Origin of the sequence: Pontibacillus marinus BH030004 = DSM 16465 (assembly GCF_000425225.1) — a bacterium.
GTDB lineage: Bacteria > Bacillota > Bacilli > Bacillales > BH030062 > Pontibacillus > Pontibacillus marinus.
The window spans coordinates 77,775-94,397 of sequence record NZ_KE384336.1; the positions used below are offsets into that span (position 1 = coordinate 77,775).

General features: G+C 40.4%; 17 protein-coding genes. 7 read left to right on the forward strand and 10 right to left on the reverse strand.

Going from position 1 to position 16,623, the window contains the following annotated elements:
- Nucleotides 1-129: 129 nt before the first annotated feature.
- Complete coding sequence (locus tag H514_RS0121265; RefSeq protein WP_027448784.1) at nucleotides 130-852, reverse strand: SDR family oxidoreductase; 723 nt, start codon at nucleotides 850-852, stop codon at nucleotides 130-132.
- A 29-nt stretch (nucleotides 853-881) separates the two neighbouring features.
- The gene (locus H514_RS0121270; RefSeq protein ID WP_027448785.1) at nucleotides 882-2,444 is read right to left on the reverse strand and encodes a GNAT family N-acetyltransferase; all 1,563 of its coding nucleotides are present in this window, start codon (nucleotides 2,442-2,444) and stop codon (nucleotides 882-884) included.
- Nucleotides 2,445-2,622: 178 nt separating this feature from the next.
- Here H514_RS0121270 and H514_RS0121275 point away from each other — a divergent pair, with 178 nt between their 5' ends.
- The 4 genes from H514_RS0121275 to H514_RS0121290 all read left to right on the forward strand — a co-directional run bounded on the left by H514_RS0121275 (nucleotide 2,623) and on the right by H514_RS0121290 (nucleotide 5,798).
- Nucleotides 2,623-3,018, forward strand: coding sequence for a hypothetical protein (locus tag H514_RS0121275; RefSeq protein ID WP_027448786.1), 396 nt, complete (start codon nucleotides 2,623-2,625; stop codon nucleotides 3,016-3,018).
- Nucleotides 3,019-3,032: 14 nt separating this feature from the next.
- The gene (locus tag H514_RS0121280; protein ID WP_027448787.1) at nucleotides 3,033-3,647 is read left to right on the forward strand and encodes a gluconate 2-dehydrogenase subunit 3 family protein; all 615 of its coding nucleotides are present in this window, start codon (nucleotides 3,033-3,035) and stop codon (nucleotides 3,645-3,647) included.
- Nucleotides 3,628-5,139: a GMC family oxidoreductase gene (locus tag H514_RS0121285; RefSeq protein ID WP_027448788.1), complete on the forward strand. Its 1,512-nt coding sequence runs from the start codon at nucleotides 3,628-3,630 to the stop codon at nucleotides 5,137-5,139. Before H514_RS0121280 ends, H514_RS0121285 begins: the two co-directional genes overlap by 20 nt.
- Nucleotides 5,140-5,204: 65 nt before the next feature.
- On the forward strand, nucleotides 5,205-5,798 hold the full coding sequence (locus tag H514_RS0121290; RefSeq protein ID WP_027448789.1) for a TetR/AcrR family transcriptional regulator: 594 nt from the start codon (nucleotides 5,205-5,207) through the stop codon (nucleotides 5,796-5,798).
- Between the two features lie 39 nt (nucleotides 5,799-5,837).
- Here H514_RS0121290 and H514_RS0121295 read toward each other — a convergent pair whose 3' ends face one another.
- Nucleotides 5,838-7,520 (reverse strand): glycoside hydrolase family 13 protein, encoded by a 1,683-nt coding sequence (locus H514_RS0121295; RefSeq protein ID WP_154657435.1) that lies wholly within the window; start codon nucleotides 7,518-7,520, stop codon nucleotides 5,838-5,840.
- Between the two features lie 132 nt (nucleotides 7,521-7,652).
- Here H514_RS0121295 and H514_RS25265 point away from each other — a divergent pair, with 132 nt between their 5' ends.
- Nucleotides 7,653-7,826: a hypothetical protein gene (locus H514_RS25265; protein WP_027448791.1), complete on the forward strand. Its 174-nt coding sequence runs from the start codon at nucleotides 7,653-7,655 to the stop codon at nucleotides 7,824-7,826.
- Nucleotides 7,827-8,024: 198 nt separating this feature from the next.
- On the opposite strand, the gene H514_RS23705 is transcribed toward H514_RS25265, so the two are convergent.
- The 5 genes from H514_RS23705 to H514_RS0121325 all read right to left on the reverse strand — a co-directional run bounded on the left by H514_RS23705 (nucleotide 8,025) and on the right by H514_RS0121325 (nucleotide 13,568).
- Entirely contained in the window at nucleotides 8,025-8,753 is a 729-nt protein-coding gene (locus H514_RS23705; RefSeq protein WP_051255273.1) for an ABC transporter ATP-binding protein, read from the reverse strand.
- 1 nt (nucleotide 8,754) lies between these two features.
- Complete coding sequence (locus tag H514_RS0121310; RefSeq protein WP_027448792.1) at nucleotides 8,755-9,813, reverse strand: ABC transporter permease; 1,059 nt, start codon at nucleotides 9,811-9,813, stop codon at nucleotides 8,755-8,757.
- Nucleotides 9,782-10,999, reverse strand: coding sequence for an ABC transporter permease (locus H514_RS0121315; RefSeq protein WP_027448793.1), 1,218 nt, complete (start codon nucleotides 10,997-10,999; stop codon nucleotides 9,782-9,784). Before H514_RS0121315 ends, H514_RS0121310 begins: the two co-directional genes overlap by 32 nt.
- Nucleotides 11,000-11,036: 37 nt before the next feature.
- The gene (locus H514_RS0121320) at nucleotides 11,037-12,656 is read right to left on the reverse strand and encodes a DUF6583 family protein (RefSeq protein WP_027448794.1); all 1,620 of its coding nucleotides are present in this window, start codon (nucleotides 12,654-12,656) and stop codon (nucleotides 11,037-11,039) included.
- Between the two features lie 534 nt (nucleotides 12,657-13,190).
- On the reverse strand, nucleotides 13,191-13,568 hold the full coding sequence (locus H514_RS0121325) for a DUF1499 domain-containing protein (protein WP_036843289.1): 378 nt from the start codon (nucleotides 13,566-13,568) through the stop codon (nucleotides 13,191-13,193).
- 115 nt (nucleotides 13,569-13,683) lie between these two features.
- On the opposite strand from H514_RS0121325, the gene lepB reads away from it, so the two are divergent.
- Entirely contained in the window at nucleotides 13,684-14,301 is a 618-nt protein-coding gene (gene lepB / locus H514_RS0121330) for a signal peptidase I (protein WP_027448796.1), read from the forward strand.
- Nucleotides 14,302-14,449: 148 nt separating this feature from the next.
- Nucleotides 14,450-15,007, forward strand: coding sequence for a C40 family peptidase (locus H514_RS0121335; RefSeq protein ID WP_027448797.1), 558 nt, complete (start codon nucleotides 14,450-14,452; stop codon nucleotides 15,005-15,007).
- Nucleotides 15,008-15,051: 44 nt separating this feature from the next.
- On the opposite strand, the gene H514_RS24805 is transcribed toward H514_RS0121335, so the two are convergent.
- Nucleotides 15,052-15,210, reverse strand: coding sequence for a BRCT domain-containing protein (locus tag H514_RS24805; RefSeq protein ID WP_154657436.1), 159 nt, complete (start codon nucleotides 15,208-15,210; stop codon nucleotides 15,052-15,054).
- A gap of 262 nt (nucleotides 15,211-15,472) precedes the next feature.
- Nucleotides 15,473-16,135 (reverse strand): 3'-5' exonuclease, encoded by a 663-nt coding sequence (locus H514_RS23710; RefSeq protein ID WP_081673116.1) that lies wholly within the window; start codon nucleotides 16,133-16,135, stop codon nucleotides 15,473-15,475.
- Nucleotides 16,136-16,623: the final 488 nt, after the last annotated feature.

The window sequence follows — 16,623 nt, forward strand, 5'->3', positions numbered from 1 at the left end:
CGCGCTTCTTCACTTTTTCGCACAACTTCCTCACTTTTACGACGCGCTTCTTCACTTTTTGCACAACTTCCTCACACTCCACCAAAAAGAAAAACCTGGCCTCAGCCAGGTTTCTCCTCTCATTCTCACTTACGGTCTTGGATAATCTTGTACTAACGGGTGAAGCTGTAGTTCATCAATCATCATGTGTTTCGGAGCGCTTGCCATGTATACAGCTGCTTCTGCGATGTCTTGAACTTTTAGCCAGTCTTCTTTTTCTGGAAGACCTTGTTTCGAGTCTGCAAAATAGGTATCGACCATTCCAGGGTTGATGGTCCCTACGCGAATGCCGTATTCGCGTAGCTCTTGAGAAATAGATCCCATGAAGCCCTGTACCGCATATTTTGTGGAGGCATATAGAGATCCATTTGGAATGGTATAGCGTCCAACGTCAGACGAAACGGTAATGATTGTACCGAACTTGTTCTGTTTCATGGTTGGGATCACAGCTTTCGAGCAAAGGAAGACGCCTTGTACGTTTACCTCATAAACCTTTCTCCATTCTTCTACCGTTACCTCTTCTACAGGTTTGAACATGCCGATTCCAGCATTGTTCACTAGAATATCCACGGTACCATAAGCGTTTTTCGTCGCTTCTACCACATGATCAAGCTCGTCTTCTTTCGTTACATCTGCCTGAAATGATTCGATATTGGTGTACCCTTCATTTTCAAGTTCTTTTTTGGTTTGGTGGATGTCATCTGAGCTTCCTAAGATGGATAAGTTCACACCTTTTTCGGCGAATTGGCGAGCCATCTCTTTTCCAATGCCTCTTGAAGCTCCCGTGATGATCGCTGTTTGATTCTTGATCATTTATCCTTCATCCTCTCTATCCTTTTGATCTAGTCGTTTGGAACAACTTCCGTAGATATGTTTTTATAATTGATTTCAAATAAGTCTTTTCTGCGGTCGCGTAATTGGCGAACCGTACCTGACTTACGTTGTCGGCGCAATACCTCCAAGTCAACATCCCCAACAACGACGGTTTCGATGTTCGGGTGACACTCTCCTACAATGCCATCGCGTGCGAATTCAAAATCGGATGGTGTGAAGATTCCAGATTGGGCGTATTGAATGTCCATATTCTCAACTTGTGTGAGGTTGCCGACTGTTCCAGCAATAACGGTGTACACTTGATTTTCCACCGCACGAGCTTGGGCACAATATCGAACACGCAAATATCCTTGTCGCTCATCCGTACAGAATGGGCAGAAGATAATATTTGCTCCCTGGTCTACTGCATAACGAGTTAGCTCTGGGAACTGAATGTCATAGCAGATCTGAATGGCAATTTTACCGCAATCCGTATCAAACACTTTGACCGTATCACCAGGCTGAATCCCCCACCATTTACGCTCATTCGGTGTAACGTGTATTTTATATTGCTTTTCAATGGTACCATCTCTTCGGAACAAGTAGGCAATGTTGTACATTTGATCCTCTTCTTCTACGAAATGGGAACCACCGATGATATTCACATTATACTTCACTGCCAAGTCGGTAAACAATTCAATATAATCTTCTGTGTATTCCGAGAGCTTTCTAACGGATCGTGATGGAATTTTTTCATCGATCACAGACATAAGTTGTGTTGTAAAGATTTCCGGGAAAACGGCAAAATCGGATCCGAAATCGCTTGCAACATCAACGTAATACTCAACCTGGCGAGAAAATTCCTCGAAGGTATCGATGTCTTTCATCATGTACTGAATGGCTGTGATGCGTACAGGATAAGACGTTTTAAAATAGCGCTTCGTTGTAGGACGGTAGTCAACATTGTTCCATTCCATTAACGTCGCATATTTTCTTGAGGCTTTATCATCTGGTAAATAGTTTGGATTAATGCGCATGACGGTAAACCCGTTCATGATCTGAAATGTTAAAACAGGGTCATAAATATTTTGATTCATGACTTCTTGAACGTATTCACGTGGAGACATCTTGTCCTCATATTTATAATAGTTCGGGATCCGTCCACCAATAATCATACTCTTTAAGTTCCACTGCTGGGCCAATTCTTTTCTCGCCTCGTATAACCGACGACCGATTTTCATACCTCGATACTCAGGATGAACCATCACTTCAATGCCATATAAATTATAGCCTTCTGGGTCATGGTTCGTGATATACCCCTCATCTGTAATATCATCCCATGTATGTTTATCATCATACTCATCAAAATTCACAATTAAACTTGAAGAACTTCCAATAATCTCGCCTTCTACTTCGACAACGATTTGCCCTTCTGGAAAATGCTCAAGATGACTCTCCAGATGCTCCCGCTTCCATGGGTCCATATTGGGAAAACAGATGTCTTGAAGCTTCAAAATGCTATCAATATCTTCTTTTTTTAGATTACGAACTTCTACCTTTTTTTCAAATTGCGAAAGATCCAATTTGGACATGGACTCATATCCTTTCAGCATTGAAAAACAACGAGGTTTTTCATCAGATTATGTTCTATACCTTTATCGTAAGCAAAAACGATTCGCTCTGTCTAGTCCTTTCTATTGAAGTATAGTTTACCCTGAATTGTTACAAAATAGAAAGAAAAGTACAGGAGACGTTTTGAGGAGGTCACCCATGTTTGAGGATTGGAACAGCTGGAGTTTGGGGAGAGTGCTAACCATTGTTTTAGCCATTGGTTTTATCATGATCTGGTTACAAGTATCCGTATGGCATCATCGTGGCAAATTTCATAAGTGGCAAATGTGGATTCCTGTAGTGGCACTTCCCTTTTTTGCATTGTCCAGTTTGTTCATCGCCTTTTATTCTCTTACCTGGGCCGGGTGGATTCATACATTTCTTATGATCATTGGAATCGTTGCTGGAGGTTACGGTGGTGCACTCCATCTAATCGGGATATCGAAACGAACAGGCGGGTTTAAATATGAAAACCTCCAGTCAGGGCCTCCATTTGTTTTGCCTTTTACAATTGCAGCTTTTTGTTTCATTCAACTATTTAACCTGTGGTATTAAAGGAGCGTTTATAGATGAAAGATCAACATCCGAAAAAGACATATTATCCAACATATGACGTGATGAGTGAAAAAGGCGAATGGGATCCGGTTACACAACAAGTGATTCAGAATCGTACGCACCCAACTGAAGGGAATGTTTTAACACCTGAAATGAAGCGTACATTACAAGCTTATTCGAAAAGTCTATTTCCATCCCATGTGGGTGAACAAACCCTGAGTATATCTTTAATTTTGGATCATCGATTAACGGAAAAGAAATTAAAATCCTATCCGAAGAACTCTCTTCTCTCAAAAGAAGAGATCATTTTATATGGTCTTGAGCATGCTGAAGAAGAGTGTGTATTAACGGATCAAACACCTTTTTTCCAAATGTCTGATGATGACCGGCTAAAAAAAATAATTAGCTGGAAGCACCAGCTCGGTGAAGAATCGGTGTGGAAGAATGTCAGCTGCGATCTCTTTTACTCAACCTTGACGAGCGAATTATTAAAACTGATTTACTCTGATCCAAGTATTTGGTCGAATATTGGTTATGGAGGTCCGGCTTATCCTAGAGGGTATTACGCATATGGTCCGAAGCAATTCGATAGCTGGGAGGCTAAACCACATGACGAAAACCTCTCATGATGTATGTATTATAGGAGCAGGTGCTGCAGGTTCTGTTATCGCCTCCCATCTTGCCAAGAAAGGCTTGAACGTTGCGATGCTAGATGCTGGTCCGCACCGGGATCCTCAAAAAGATTTTGCAAGTGACGAACTTGAGATGGAAAAGCTATTTTGGGATGAGCCACGGATCAGTAAGGGGAATGACCCGATCGATTTATACCGAAGTACGAGCGGAAAAGGAGTTGGAGGCAGTGCGGTCCATTATACCGCACAACTATTGCGCTTCCACCCGAAAGATTTTACGAATGCAGACTGGCCCATCTCTTATAAAGACGTGAATCCTTTCTACGAAGACATGACAAAACAATTGCATCTTGCAGGCCCATCATCTTTTCCGTGGAAAGAATTTGGAGATCGTTTCCCTTTCCCTGCTCACCACGACCTCTCAAATAATACACTTAAATTTCGCGAAGGGTTAGAAAAAATGGGGATGAAGCACGCCGTTTCCCCTTTGGCCATATTGTCCGCTCCCTATGATGAGCGCCATCCTTGTATTAATCGGGGTTTCTGTGAGGAAGGGTGCATGCCTGATTCCAAAACTACCCCATTAAATACGTTTATTCCAGAATCTTTACAAGCCGGGACGACACTTATCCCTGAGGCAACAGCTGTCAAAATTGAAACAGGGGATGACCGTAAAGCGAAGTCCGTGCATTACATATTAGATGATCAACAGCATGAAATTGAGGCTTCTATTGTGGTCGTAGCAGCCTATGCTGTTGAAACGCCTCGCTTGTTGCTGCAATCGAAGAACAATGATTTCCCAGAAGGGTTGGCGAATTCATCTGGATTAGTTGGTCGCTACCTCATGACAAATATGAACGATCACCTTATCGCCAAGTTTCCAGAAGAAATCAGAATGTATCGCGGCAACCCTGTTCAGGCACTGACCATGGACTTTTATCAAAAAGGCTTTATTCTAAATTCATACGGAATGCGACCCGTGCGCCTCGCCTCATTATTTTTCGAAAACGATGCATCCTGTGTAGGCGAAAATTTGCGTAGACGCATGCTCGATTATAATCACTTCACTGGTTTTGCTATGCTCGGTGAGGTTCAGCCTCAAAAGGAAAACCGTGTGGAGCTTAGTGGGCAAAGAGATCGTTTTGAACAACCTGTCCCTAGAGTTACATTTTCCCACCATGAAAAAGATCTCTCGATTCGAAAACAAGCAAAAGAAATGATGGAGAGAGTCGCCCGTGCAGCAGGTGGGGAGCCATTGTACCACCTGGAGGCTCATGCACATTTGATGGGAGGATGCCGAATGGGGAATGACCCTGCTACTTCCGTCGTAAACAGCTATGGACAGACCCATGATATTGAAAACCTATTTGTTGCGGGTGCACCAACGTTTGTAACAGCTCCAGCAGCCAATCCAACGTTAACGGTTTATAGCCTTGCTCAGCGTTCAGCGGAATATATCGAATCCTACTTTAAGAGCATTCGTTCATAATTTGAAATGGATGAATTGAACTGTTTCAAAACCCAAGGTATGATAGATAGGAAGAGGTGGAGCCTATGAACGGTTTTGAAAAGCGAACGCAGCAAAAAAAGCGTAAAATTTTAAACACCGCATTTGAGCTTTTTACAACACATGGTGTGCAGAAGGTTAGCATTCAGCAAATTGCGAAAAAAGCTCAAGTGTCTCAAGTTACGATTTATAATTATTTTGGAAGCAAAGAGCAAATGCTCGTTGAATCAATAAAAGATTATTATATGAAGCAGATTGAACGGTTCGAAAAGCTCGTTGAAGATCCTGAGTCAGATTTTAAAGAAAAAATTGAATCAATCATTTCGATTAAAAGCGAAAATATTCTTAGCTTTAACCCTGACTTCCTTCAAACGTTCGTCTCCGACATTCCTGAGCTACAATCCTTTATTCAAGAAATCATGGAAAACCATTCAATGCCTCTATTTATCAAGCTGTTAGATGAAGGAAAGCAACAAGGATACGTTCAACAGAACATCTCCGTGGATATTTTGATGTTTTACATGAACATGTTTTATGAAGGCATTCAAAAACGGAAAGATCTATTCGAAACGGAAGAGTCCGTGCAAAAATTTTCGGATGAGATTTTGCATTTGTTCTTCTATGGAATTATGGGGAAATGATCGTAAAAAACCGAGCATCTAAGCTCGGTTTTTCTTTTCTTATCCAATTTTATAAACACGTGCTTCATAAGGCTGAAGAAAACCATCTCCAAGCTCTACAACATTCTTATGACCATAATTCGATATCAGCAGGCTTGCTTCTTTACCGATAAATGCTTCTGGTACCTGATAAGACTGCTCTTCTCCAGTGAAGTTATTTAACACAAGCAGTTTCTCACCCTGGTACTCTCGCACGTAGTTGAACAAACTCTCATGATCTCGATCAATCAAGTCAAAGCTTCCATAGACAATGATGTCGTACTGTTTTCGTAATGAAATTAACGCTTGATAGTAATAAAAGATGGACTGCGGATCATTCAGCGCCGCTTCGGCATTAATTTCAGGATAGTTCGGGTTTACTCGCAACCATGGTGTCCCAGTCGTAAAGCCTCCATGTTCAGAAGCATCCCATTGCATAGGAGTACGTGCGTTATCCCGACCTTTAACATGGATGCTCTTCATCACTTCTTCAACGGCCTGTCCTTGTTCCTCCACTTTATCCTTGTACATATTAAGCGTCTCAATGTCCTTATAATCTTCAATAGATGCAAAAGAAACATTGGTCATCCCGATCTCTTCACCTTGATAAATATAAGGCGTCCCCTTCATCATATGCAGACATGTTCCAAGCATTTTGGCGGACTCAACACGATACGCTCCGTCATCCCCAAAACGAGATACGATGCGAGGTTGGTCATGGTTATTCCAATAGAGACTATTCCACCCTTGGCTCTCTAAGGCTTTTTGCCAATGGGCTAACGTATCTTTTAAATCTGTAAGCTGTAACGGCTTCAAGTCCCATTTACCACCTGAGCCAGAATCTAGATCCATATGTTCAAACGTGAAGACCATGTTGAGCTCATCACGATGATCAGCTGTGTAATCAATCGCCTGCTCTGGCGTAACACCTGGCATCTCGCCTACTGTCATTACGTCATAGTTCGACAGCACTTCCTGATTCATTTCATGTAAGAACTCATGAATGCGTGGTCCGTTCATAAAGTAAGGACTACCATCACCAAATGTGTCTTTAGGACCCTGCTCACCATCTGGCAACTCTGGATGCTTTGATATAAAGTTAATCACATCCATCCGAAATCCATCGATCCCTTTATCGAGCCAAAACTTCATCATGTCATAAACTTCTTCTCTTAACGGCTGATGCTCCCAGTTTAAATCGGGCTGTTTTTTCGAAAAGATATGTAAATAATATTCGCCTGTTTGTTCATCATATTCCCATGCAGGTCCTGAAAAGACAGACTCCCAATTGTTTGGCTCATGACCGTTTTGTGGAGATCGCCATATGTAATAATCACGGTACGGATTATCTTTTGATTTTTTGGACTCAATAAACCATGGGTGTTCATCGGATGTGTGATTAACAACGAGGTCCATGATTAACTTAATGTCACGCTTGTGCATTTCCTCAAGCATTTCTTCCCAATCTGCCATTGTCCCGAACTCATTCATGATTTTTTGGTAATGACTGATGTCGTAGCCGTTATCATCATTGGGCGATTCATAAACAGGAGATAGCCACACGACATCAATACCAAGCTCTTTTAAGTAATCCAGCTTTGAAGTAATTCCTTGAATATCGCCGATCCCATCGCCATTCGAATCGTTGAAACTTCTAGGGTATATCTGATATACGACACTTTCTTTCCACCATTGCTTCGTCATTGTTACTCCTCCTACATCCATATCAGGTATTCTCCACCATTTTTCATAAATATTATCACACATGAAACGCTGCCACTTTTCACACATTAACAGTGAACCTCAAAATTTGAGGTTGCAAAGGAGGGGCTTAGGTTGAATATTCGTGAAGGTATAATACCTGTAGTACTCGGTACGGCTGTTACGGCTGCGGCGTATTGCCTAGAAAGTAGACGTAGCCGCCAAGAACGATTCGCTGATGCGTTAGTTGGTTTCGGATTAGCACATATCGTCTTGGGTGCCATCGACTTAATTGAGCACCGCCGCTAGCCTTTCCTTTTAAAATCAAAAGCGTAAGCGACCATTTAGGGAAGTACTCATATCCCTGGGTGCATGTAACACCCTAATTGTAACATTGTGCTGCAAAGGTTCCAGATGATAAGCCATTGCTTATTATACGGAATCGAAGCATCAATGTCTGAATCCCTAACACTTACCAGCCGTTTACTCGAATGAGTAGGCGGCTTATTATTTAAAAAACTTCAATATATTTTGCAACTCTTTTTCCTCTGGATACTGTTCCATAATCGAATCCTTTTCCCGCAAGAGTTCTTCACGTGTTGCTCTTACTATCGGTCGACCTTTTGCAAATAACAAATACTCATCACTTAATTGATTCAACTCATACCAATCATGACTAATATACAAAAGCGTCTTTCCTTGATCATGTAATGATTGAAGCCAGGTCAAAATATCCTCTTTTGCAGCCAAATCAATTCCAGCGGTTGGCTCATCCAGTAAACAAATCGAAGGGTTATTCATGAACCCTACGAGCAAGTTCACTTTCCTGCGCCACCCTCCTGACAAACGATCAACTCTTTGTTTATACACTTCATCTAGCCTTAGCGTTTGAATCATTTGCTTCAAAAAAGAAGGATCTGGCTTTTCTAAAGAGACACGCTTCCAAAAAGAGATTTGCTCCTTTACGGTTAACTCTTCATAAAGAGCGATATCCTGTGGAATATATCCCATGTTTTTCCGTAAATTCTTCACATTTTTACGGTAAGGCACTCCGTTAAACGATAACGTGCCATCCGTTGGTTTCTCTAGGGACGCAACGAGCTTTAAAAACGTAGATTTCCCCGCACCGTTCGGACCTATAATACCGATCGATTTCCCCTCTTCAATATGCATGGAAACAGGGTGTAGAACGGTTTTTGATTTATAGGTTTTAGATACCTTGTCTAGTTGTATCATATTACATTCCTCCTGCTTCCCAAGGATTTAAATCCGTAATCCAGTTATGTGGAAAAAGCGTGTCCATTACACTTAGTATCTCCATAGGCAATATATTCACTGTAAACGAAATGAAGGTGAAAGCCGTAAGCACCAACAGCGTTTTAGAGCTTCGCTTACCAAGCAAAAACACGATAAACGTTAAAAGCATCGTTCCAATTAGTACACCTGCACTCCACGCGTTCCAAGCTGTCATAAGTTCCTCATTTGTATTTGTCACATAAAACAATCCATTCAAAGCGAGAAAATAGGCTGTGCTCACAACCACAACGAACGTTATAAAATGCATGAGGTAATACCCAGACAACGAGCTACGTAAAAATAACACTCGAGCCGTCCGACCAGCCTTTTCATCTTGAACCATTCCGTTTAATAATGAAATAAACCAAAGCCAGGCGTATAAAAAGAAGAGCGCGATTACCACATTCATCCATGGGGCTAACCCAACCTCAGGAGCCTTACCTTGAGTAGGAATTTCAGCTATGTACTCCATCTGAAAGAGTGGATTAGGTTGCCAGTACTCATCCGCGTGTTGAAACGCTTCTTCCCAGTCTACGTCCGCTCCCCAATTCTGCAAGGTGTTAGCAGCTTTGGCATTTAGCGTTAATCTCATGAGTTCAGCACCTATTTGTTCTTTCACAAAAACATCGAGCTCAGACTGTTCTGTTCGAAGCCACTTTACAGAATTCGATATATTGCCGCTGCGAAGAGCTTCCATAAATCCCTTCTTCAAAACAAACGCAGCTTCGACATCCCCTTTTTGAACCGCCACCTTTGCCTTGTCACGATCCATATCTATAATCCGAACTCTATTGTCCTGGGCTACTCTCTGTTGAACGATCTCAGACCATTGTGATTCGTCTTCATCCACTAAAGCAACAGGAATAGCCACATCACGAACAGAGCTTTTCAAAAATGGATATAAAACTAAAAATACGACAAGGGGTAACAACACAAGCAAAAGAAAAAGGAACGGACGACGCTTCCACTTATGAACGTTCAAAGTAAGATACGTAAGCATGGCGTCTCTCCTTTCTCAAAGCAAAAAGTAATCCGCTCACGAATAACAGGAGGATCCATACCACTATTTGAACTAAAAGAACTTTTGAGAAATCCTTTCCCATCATGTTTTGCTCATATAGAGAATAGAGGATACCAAAGGGATTCCACACTGCCGAACTTAAATACTCAGGCAAATACAAGGATGGAACCCACACTCCACCTGCTCCTAACCCAATTAAGGTCACAAGAAGCAATGCTACCATGCGAAGACCTATATGATTAATCAAACTTCTACAACAAGCGAGTAAAGAAGCCATAAATGCAGCCATTAGAATGGTAACAAGAGCACTTTCCACTGAAAGAAGATTACTCCATTGGGTAGCCAAACCCCAGTATACGCACCCTATAATCGAGATTAAGAAGAACCCTTTCCCCCAATGGACACGAAACAGTTGGGGCTGTGTAATGTGATAGGAACGAAGTCGTAGCAACAAACTACTTGGAGCATGTTTACTTTCAAACCAATGAAAGAATAATGCAAAACTACTTATAACTGTAAGAAGAACAGCCAAAAGGCCATGTGCCTTCCAGCCAATTCTACTCCCTGACTTTAATTCTTCTTGGGAGAATGCATCATTTCGAGATAATGCAAACATTGTAAACGTTAAGATAGCTTGCTGAATCTTTTGACTGCGCTCCCCACTGTCAGAAAGCTCCTTTATATGTAAATCATAAACCGTATTCACAGCACTTTGTGATGCGGATATATACATGGCTCCACTGTCTAACAGCAGTTTAAGCATATTTGATGATAGGGGTTGCTTTTCGTTCGTTATAACCTGAATAGGATCATTCTCTCCTATACGTAAGCTTTTTGAAAACCCTTTTGGTATCGTAATAATGCCAGCAAGATTCCCACTTTTAAAATCCTCATCTGCTTTTTCAGATGACATGGGTAAAAGGGTCAGGGCTTTTTTCATCTCCTCATCTTCAGAAAGCTGATTCACTAGCGCTTTCGTTTCAAATGTTTGATCAAGATCAACAATCGCAGCCTGAATGTTTTCTTCATTTTGTGGTACTAGTCGATAAACACTTAAGAGAACAAGCCCTAATAACAGGATTGGTATAAAAAAAGATAAAAAAAGAGGAGCAGGCCTACGAAGGGCCGCTCTCATTTCATATACCCATAATGAGAACCCGTTCATATCCTACTCCTCCTTTGTCGGTGCAGAGTCAATTAAACTAAAATCCTCCAAAACCACCGGTGAATGATCCGATGTATTTTTGAAGATTCTGTTGGATTTCTAAACTAATTTGTTGCATTTCAGCATCTGATAGCTCCATCACATTAACTGAATTTTGATTATTGATTTCAGGGAATTCCATATTATCCTTGAACGAATAATCTTGTTTAATATGGAATTCTACATGCCCTTTGGTATTCCCCATCATCGGGTTGTTCATGGCAATATCGAAGCCTAAGTCAATATTACGCTTTAATTTATCCTGGCTTTCTTCTTTGGTTGCTGTGTTAAAGAAACCAGTTATCTTAGGGAATTGCTGTAAGGAAGGATCAGAACCTTCAACGGTTAAATCAAATTCTGTTTTAGACGAATTTTCTTTATAATCCGTTCCTAAAGCTAGGTTTCCATGAAAATCGTCTGTTTTATCTTTAAATTTCACATCAAATGTGTAGTCAACATGTAAACCATCTTTAGTCGATTTACCATTCTCTTTGTACGAGAATTGGAATGACTGTTCTTCAGCAGCAGGATTCACATCCACAGTTGCTTTAGACAGGTAGTTCTCTTTTGATTGCTTTAAATACTCACTCGAAACCTTAATATCTACTTGTTCACCATTTGTATCCTCGATTGGTAGAGTCCAGATTTCATGTGCAACAAGATCATCTTTAATGTACGCTTCAACTTGAATACCTTCAGGAAGTTTGATTTGATCAAGTCCTTCAATCGCTTCATCAATTCCTTCTTTCATCTTGTCTTCATCCATGGACTGTTGCCCACCTTGAAGCTGCATTTGCGTATTCAGTACGCTCCAAATGCGGTTGTCTTCACGCAATTTAATAAGTAATGTACGAATCATATCGCGCGCTTCTTGTTCACTAATTTGAACAGTAACTTTATCATATTGCTTATCTTCGTATGCTACGCCTTTTTGCAAGGAAAATTGTTCCTCTTTTAGTTGCTCTCCAAGTGTTTTCATATAATCAGTCGTAATTTCTTTCATTTCATCGGAAGTAAAAGAAGCCTGGTTATAATTAGCGATGTTTGGAATTTCAGTTAATCCTCCAGAAGGCTCACCCATTTTTTTGAAAAAGGCACCTAATTGATCATTCGCTAATGTAAAGTACTTATCATATGCAAATGGAGCTTGGATAGAAAAGTTATCTTCATTTTGATAAGCATGTACATTTGCCATACTTGACCCTTGTAGCAAAAGATCGATACTGTTGTATGCTTCCTTTGTTTCTGGATTCATTTTTGTATTCATTTCTATTTTAGCTGTTGAAAGTAATCCTTGAATAAACATTAATTGCGGGAACTGTTGATTAACCTGTTCCCCTTCAACATTTAAATTCATAGACAAAGTTTGCTTGGACTGATATGCTTCTTCTAGCATACGGTCCTGTAATTCTAGTGAACCAACGTTATATTTCTCTAAACGCTCCCATTGGTCCTCCATTGTATTCTTTTCAGCTAGTAGGTACATGGCCATAGGGTTATTCTCTTTCAGAACTCCATATGCTGTTGCACCAAAACCAGCTACGATGATGAAAACAATAGCTGTTATCAGCCACTTGTTCATCCCTTTCTTCTTAGCGCCAGTTTGATTTTGGCTCATGTTTTTCTCTCTCCCCTTTTAATAAACGATCCGTGCTCTCTATTTATCTATTTTTTCTACGATTCAATGAAACAAAAGTTCCTTATTTCAAAGAATATGTAGAAACCCTCCCTATTATACTATGATGTCATATCCTAGGAAACCACATAGAAGGAAAAAGGACTTAAATTAGGATAAACGCTCTAGGACTGATCACTCTCTAAAACTATAATAAAAGAACGTCCACCCATGTAGGACGTCCTTCGGTTTATTTTTTCATTAATGTGTTCGAATTAAATAAAAAGAACGAGAGAATAGATGTTAAAAATAAAAAAACATATGTAGAAGAGTGCACAGAGTACTCCCAAATCATCTTTCCGATCACGCTATATAAAAAGAGTATATACATCGTTATGATAGTAGTCAGTCTGAATGGTTTCATAAATTCAACTCCTCTTTAGAACAGTTCGGACGTAATTCGTTCGAAAAGACTATTTCGATTCCTTTTCCAAAATTCCTCCTTGCCAATAAAAAAAGCCACCAAATGGTAGCTTTTTATTTATAATACAACTTCTGAATTTCTTCCATACGAGAACGGTTCTTCCCTAAATCAGAATACCCAACCCGAGAGGCTGAACGAAAATGAATAACCTTTTCTTCTTCGTCAAAATAGAACTCAACATCATCCGTAAATCGTAGGAACTTTGTTTTAAAAGTAGAATGAATGTAATTTCCGTCTTCATTTTGGATTTTCGTTCTAGGATACGACTCTAGTATCGTTTTCAGTTTTTGCTTCGTGTCAGTGATGTCTCCCTTAAATGGTAGAGGCTCCATTTTCTTTGAAGAATCTTCACTTTGCGTCGATACACAGTTTGGAGATGACGGGCATGGTGCTAGTTTCCCGTTTTGTACGCCCAAAGACTGATTAGACAAATCAATCGCTCCTTTCTATTTGTTCTTAGTGTACCCTAAATGAACTAAATACCAACTTTCTAATGTTTTCATCCTATTTTAAATGATAGAATATACCAAAGAAAGGAAGTGCAACATGACACAATCTAAAGTATTAAATGAAGTACTATCTTGGGGAAAAGCATTTATCATCACTTTCTTCATTGCTATCTTTCTTACTACATTTATATTTCAACCTTATAAAGTAAGCGGCAGCTCGATGGATCCAACATTTGACGGAGTTCATCTTCAACAAAATGATGAGAAAGGTGATCATGTTTTAGCTTTTAAAAGTGCTTACATATTCGGAAACAAACCTAGATTTGGTGATATTGTTATCGTAGACAGAAGAATTAACCGAGAAAGAACAGTGAAAGATGATTTTCTTGAAAGTGCTATTGTAAACACCATTGTAGGTAGCGACAAAAATCATAATTTCTTAATTAAAAGAGTAATAGGTGAACCAGGCGATACACTAGCCTACAAGAACGGGTCAGTGTATCGAAATGGCAAAAAGCTTGAAGAAGATTACATTAAAGAAAAGATGGCCGTTTCATTTGAAAAAGTAACCGTACCAGAAGACCATGTATATGTTATGGGAGATAACCGTAATATCAGTCATGACAGCCGTGCTATTGGACCTGTACCTATTGATCACATTGTAGGAAAAGTGTTCCTTCGATACTATCCATTTAATAAAATTAGTTTCTTTTAGCTGATGAGTAATTCATCAGCTTGTTTTATGGATTATAGAACACTATCCATAAAAAGGTCCTATTTTCCTACTACCTTGTTTTTGCGTTTTTTCTCCAACTAACTTACGATGATATGTATTCAAGCGTTTCATTAAAGGAGAATGAACAATGAGGAAAGGACTCCTGTTACTTGGGCTAATTACAACAATCACTACATTTCTAGCACGCCCCCATAAGAAACGACCTCCATTACCATCTGGAGCCATAACCGTATATCCAGGAACAGACTTTGAAGCTCAGCCAGGAGATCTTTTGTTTACTCCAATAGGGAAAAGTGAATCTAAGTTTGTGGGACATGTAGGAATGGTTAACCACAACCAAGAAGTCGTTCATTCCATTCCTAGCGGTCTTGTGACAGACTCTTTAAAGGAGTACTTTCAAAAATTCCGCTTAATATCAGTGTATTCACCTATAGATAAATTTGCCGGGGTAGATGCTGCTCATTATTTAGAGGCACTAGTAGAAAAACACCCGACAGCTCAATACCGTATTTTCACACCACTTGATGAGGAGCATCATGAACAATATTGTACAAAAATCGTTTGGCAGTCTTATTATTATGGTGCAGGAATTAACCTTGGAGACTTCGGAGGTCAGGCAAAGGGAATACACCCCGAGTTTTTAAAGGATGATCGACATTTGGAACGTAAGGCAAAGAATCTTTGAATAATCCTATACAAAAAGCTCACCTTTTGGGGGTGAGCTTTTTCTTATAATCGCTTTAAAAATTCTGTTTCAGATATAATCTCCATCGGGAATCCTTGACTTAATAGAGTCTCCACACGTTCCAACATACTACTTTTTTCTCCATTACGATACTTCTCATAAGCTTGATTTCCTACTACAACAAAGTCTGTTGTTCGCTCCACAGAAGAATGCCACTCTCCGCATAGGTCTACAATGCGTTGAATAGCATCATCTCATTTCAACTCATCTAGCTTACCTGTAAATACAAGGGATGAACATAAGAAAGGCGCAAGCGCCCGTTTAGCAACGAAGGGACTGGACTGAGCCCGTAGTGAGATAAAGGAAACACAAATTGTGAAGCAATTTGATGTTGACTTATCGAACGGAGGCGAGGGAAGTCCCTTCGTTGCTGGGCGCTGGAGCTAGACAGCTAAGAGCTACAACTTATACTTTCTGTGAGATATCAAATTCAGATGTAGCTGAAATAAAGCTTTTGGCTTCTGGCTTTTGTGCTGGCTTTTTCTTATTGATACGTGCTGGCTCATAGCCGGTGCCAAACATCATCCCATTTGTTGTGCCCGTTTTGTTGATTAGGTCTTTTTCGTCCTTTGCCTCGAGATGCTCCCCTGCTTTGAGAAGAATTTGAGCAGAAGCTTTAGCGTCATCTAGAGCTTGGTGATGATTCAAAGGTATTCCTAAATAATCTGATACATGATTGAGTTTGTATTGCGGCAGGTGCCATATCTTCTTTGCAATATTGACCGTGCAATTATAAGCGAGCATTGGGTATGGAAGGTTGTACTGATCTAAAACAGCACGCAAAACACTCATATCGAACTGAGCGTTGTGTGCTACAACTAATTTTCCTTCCAGTAAACCATGAATTTCTTTTTCCCATAGTTCATCAAATTCATATGCATCTTCTACATCCCGCTTCGTTATGCCATGGATACTTATATTAAACGACGAAAAATAGTTCCTCTTCGGTTTTACTAGACGATAATATTCATTTTTTAGCTTGCCATTTTGATATTCAACAAGACCAATAGAACAAACACTTCCTCTTGAAGAATTCGCTGTTTCAAAGTCGAGTGCTACGAAATCCATGATGATTCCCCTTTGCCGATTTTCTATTCTTCTATCATAAAGCTTCCATAGACAATTCGTCTATGGAAAAGTAACTGGTTCTTGTTCAATTATTGCCCCCGTTTGTGGAAGACTTGGATTCGAGATAATGTGCGTATGGTTCCGTTGCTTTTGTGCAGATCGGTGGTCTGTGGAACGGGTTGCTTTCCCCGGAAGACCGATCGAGCTTCCTCGTCACTTCGTTCCTGCGGGATCTCGCTCGCCCTTTCTACCGGAGGAGTCAACCCGTTCCACAGCCCACCTTGGCCGAATGGTGACTAACGGAACCGCCGTAGTTCTGGGAGAGGATTTCTGATTCCAGGTAGCATAATCCTATCATGGCAAGGGTCTGAGCAACTTCTGTGAATATGAATTCCAATCTATATGAGGTGGGAAAGTCCAAATTATGGTCCGTTAATTTCCATAATCGCGTGGAGGGAAGGAAACGGCAAACTGTCGTGGTAACAAAG

What these genes read in the sequence shown, in the direction of transcription:
- H514_RS0121265 (WP_027448784.1), bottom strand. Translation starts at nt 852, where the DNA reads ATGATCAAGAATCAAACAGCGATCATCACGGGAGCTTCAAGAGGCATT.
- H514_RS0121270 (WP_027448785.1), bottom strand. Translation starts at nt 2,444, where the DNA reads ATGTCCAAATTGGATCTTTCGCAATTTGAAAAAAAGGTAGAAGTTCGT.
- H514_RS0121275 (WP_027448786.1), top strand. Translation starts at nt 2,623, where the DNA reads ATGTTTGAGGATTGGAACAGCTGGAGTTTGGGGAGAGTGCTAACCATT.
- H514_RS0121280 (WP_027448787.1), top strand. Translation starts at nt 3,033, where the DNA reads ATGAAAGATCAACATCCGAAAAAGACATATTATCCAACATATGACGTG.
- H514_RS0121285 (WP_027448788.1), top strand. Translation starts at nt 3,628, where the DNA reads ATGACGAAAACCTCTCATGATGTATGTATTATAGGAGCAGGTGCTGCA.
- H514_RS0121290 (WP_027448789.1), top strand. Translation starts at nt 5,205, where the DNA reads ATGAACGGTTTTGAAAAGCGAACGCAGCAAAAAAAGCGTAAAATTTTA.
- H514_RS0121295 (WP_154657435.1), bottom strand. Translation starts at nt 7,520, where the DNA reads ATGACGAAGCAATGGTGGAAAGAAAGTGTCGTATATCAGATATACCCT.
- H514_RS23705 (WP_051255273.1), bottom strand. Translation starts at nt 8,753, where the DNA reads ATGATACAACTAGACAAGGTATCTAAAACCTATAAATCAAAAACCGTT.
- H514_RS0121310 (WP_027448792.1), bottom strand. Translation starts at nt 9,813, where the DNA reads ATGCTTACGTATCTTACTTTGAACGTTCATAAGTGGAAGCGTCGTCCG.
- H514_RS0121315 (WP_027448793.1), bottom strand. Translation starts at nt 10,999, where the DNA reads ATGAACGGGTTCTCATTATGGGTATATGAAATGAGAGCGGCCCTTCGT.
- H514_RS0121320 (WP_027448794.1), bottom strand. Translation starts at nt 12,656, where the DNA reads ATGAGCCAAAATCAAACTGGCGCTAAGAAGAAAGGGATGAACAAGTGG.
- lepB (WP_027448796.1), top strand. Translation starts at nt 13,684, where the DNA reads ATGACACAATCTAAAGTATTAAATGAAGTACTATCTTGGGGAAAAGCA.
- H514_RS0121335 (WP_027448797.1), top strand. Translation starts at nt 14,450, where the DNA reads ATGAGGAAAGGACTCCTGTTACTTGGGCTAATTACAACAATCACTACA.
- H514_RS23710 (WP_081673116.1), bottom strand. Translation starts at nt 16,135, where the DNA reads ATGGATTTCGTAGCACTCGACTTTGAAACAGCGAATTCTTCAAGAGGA.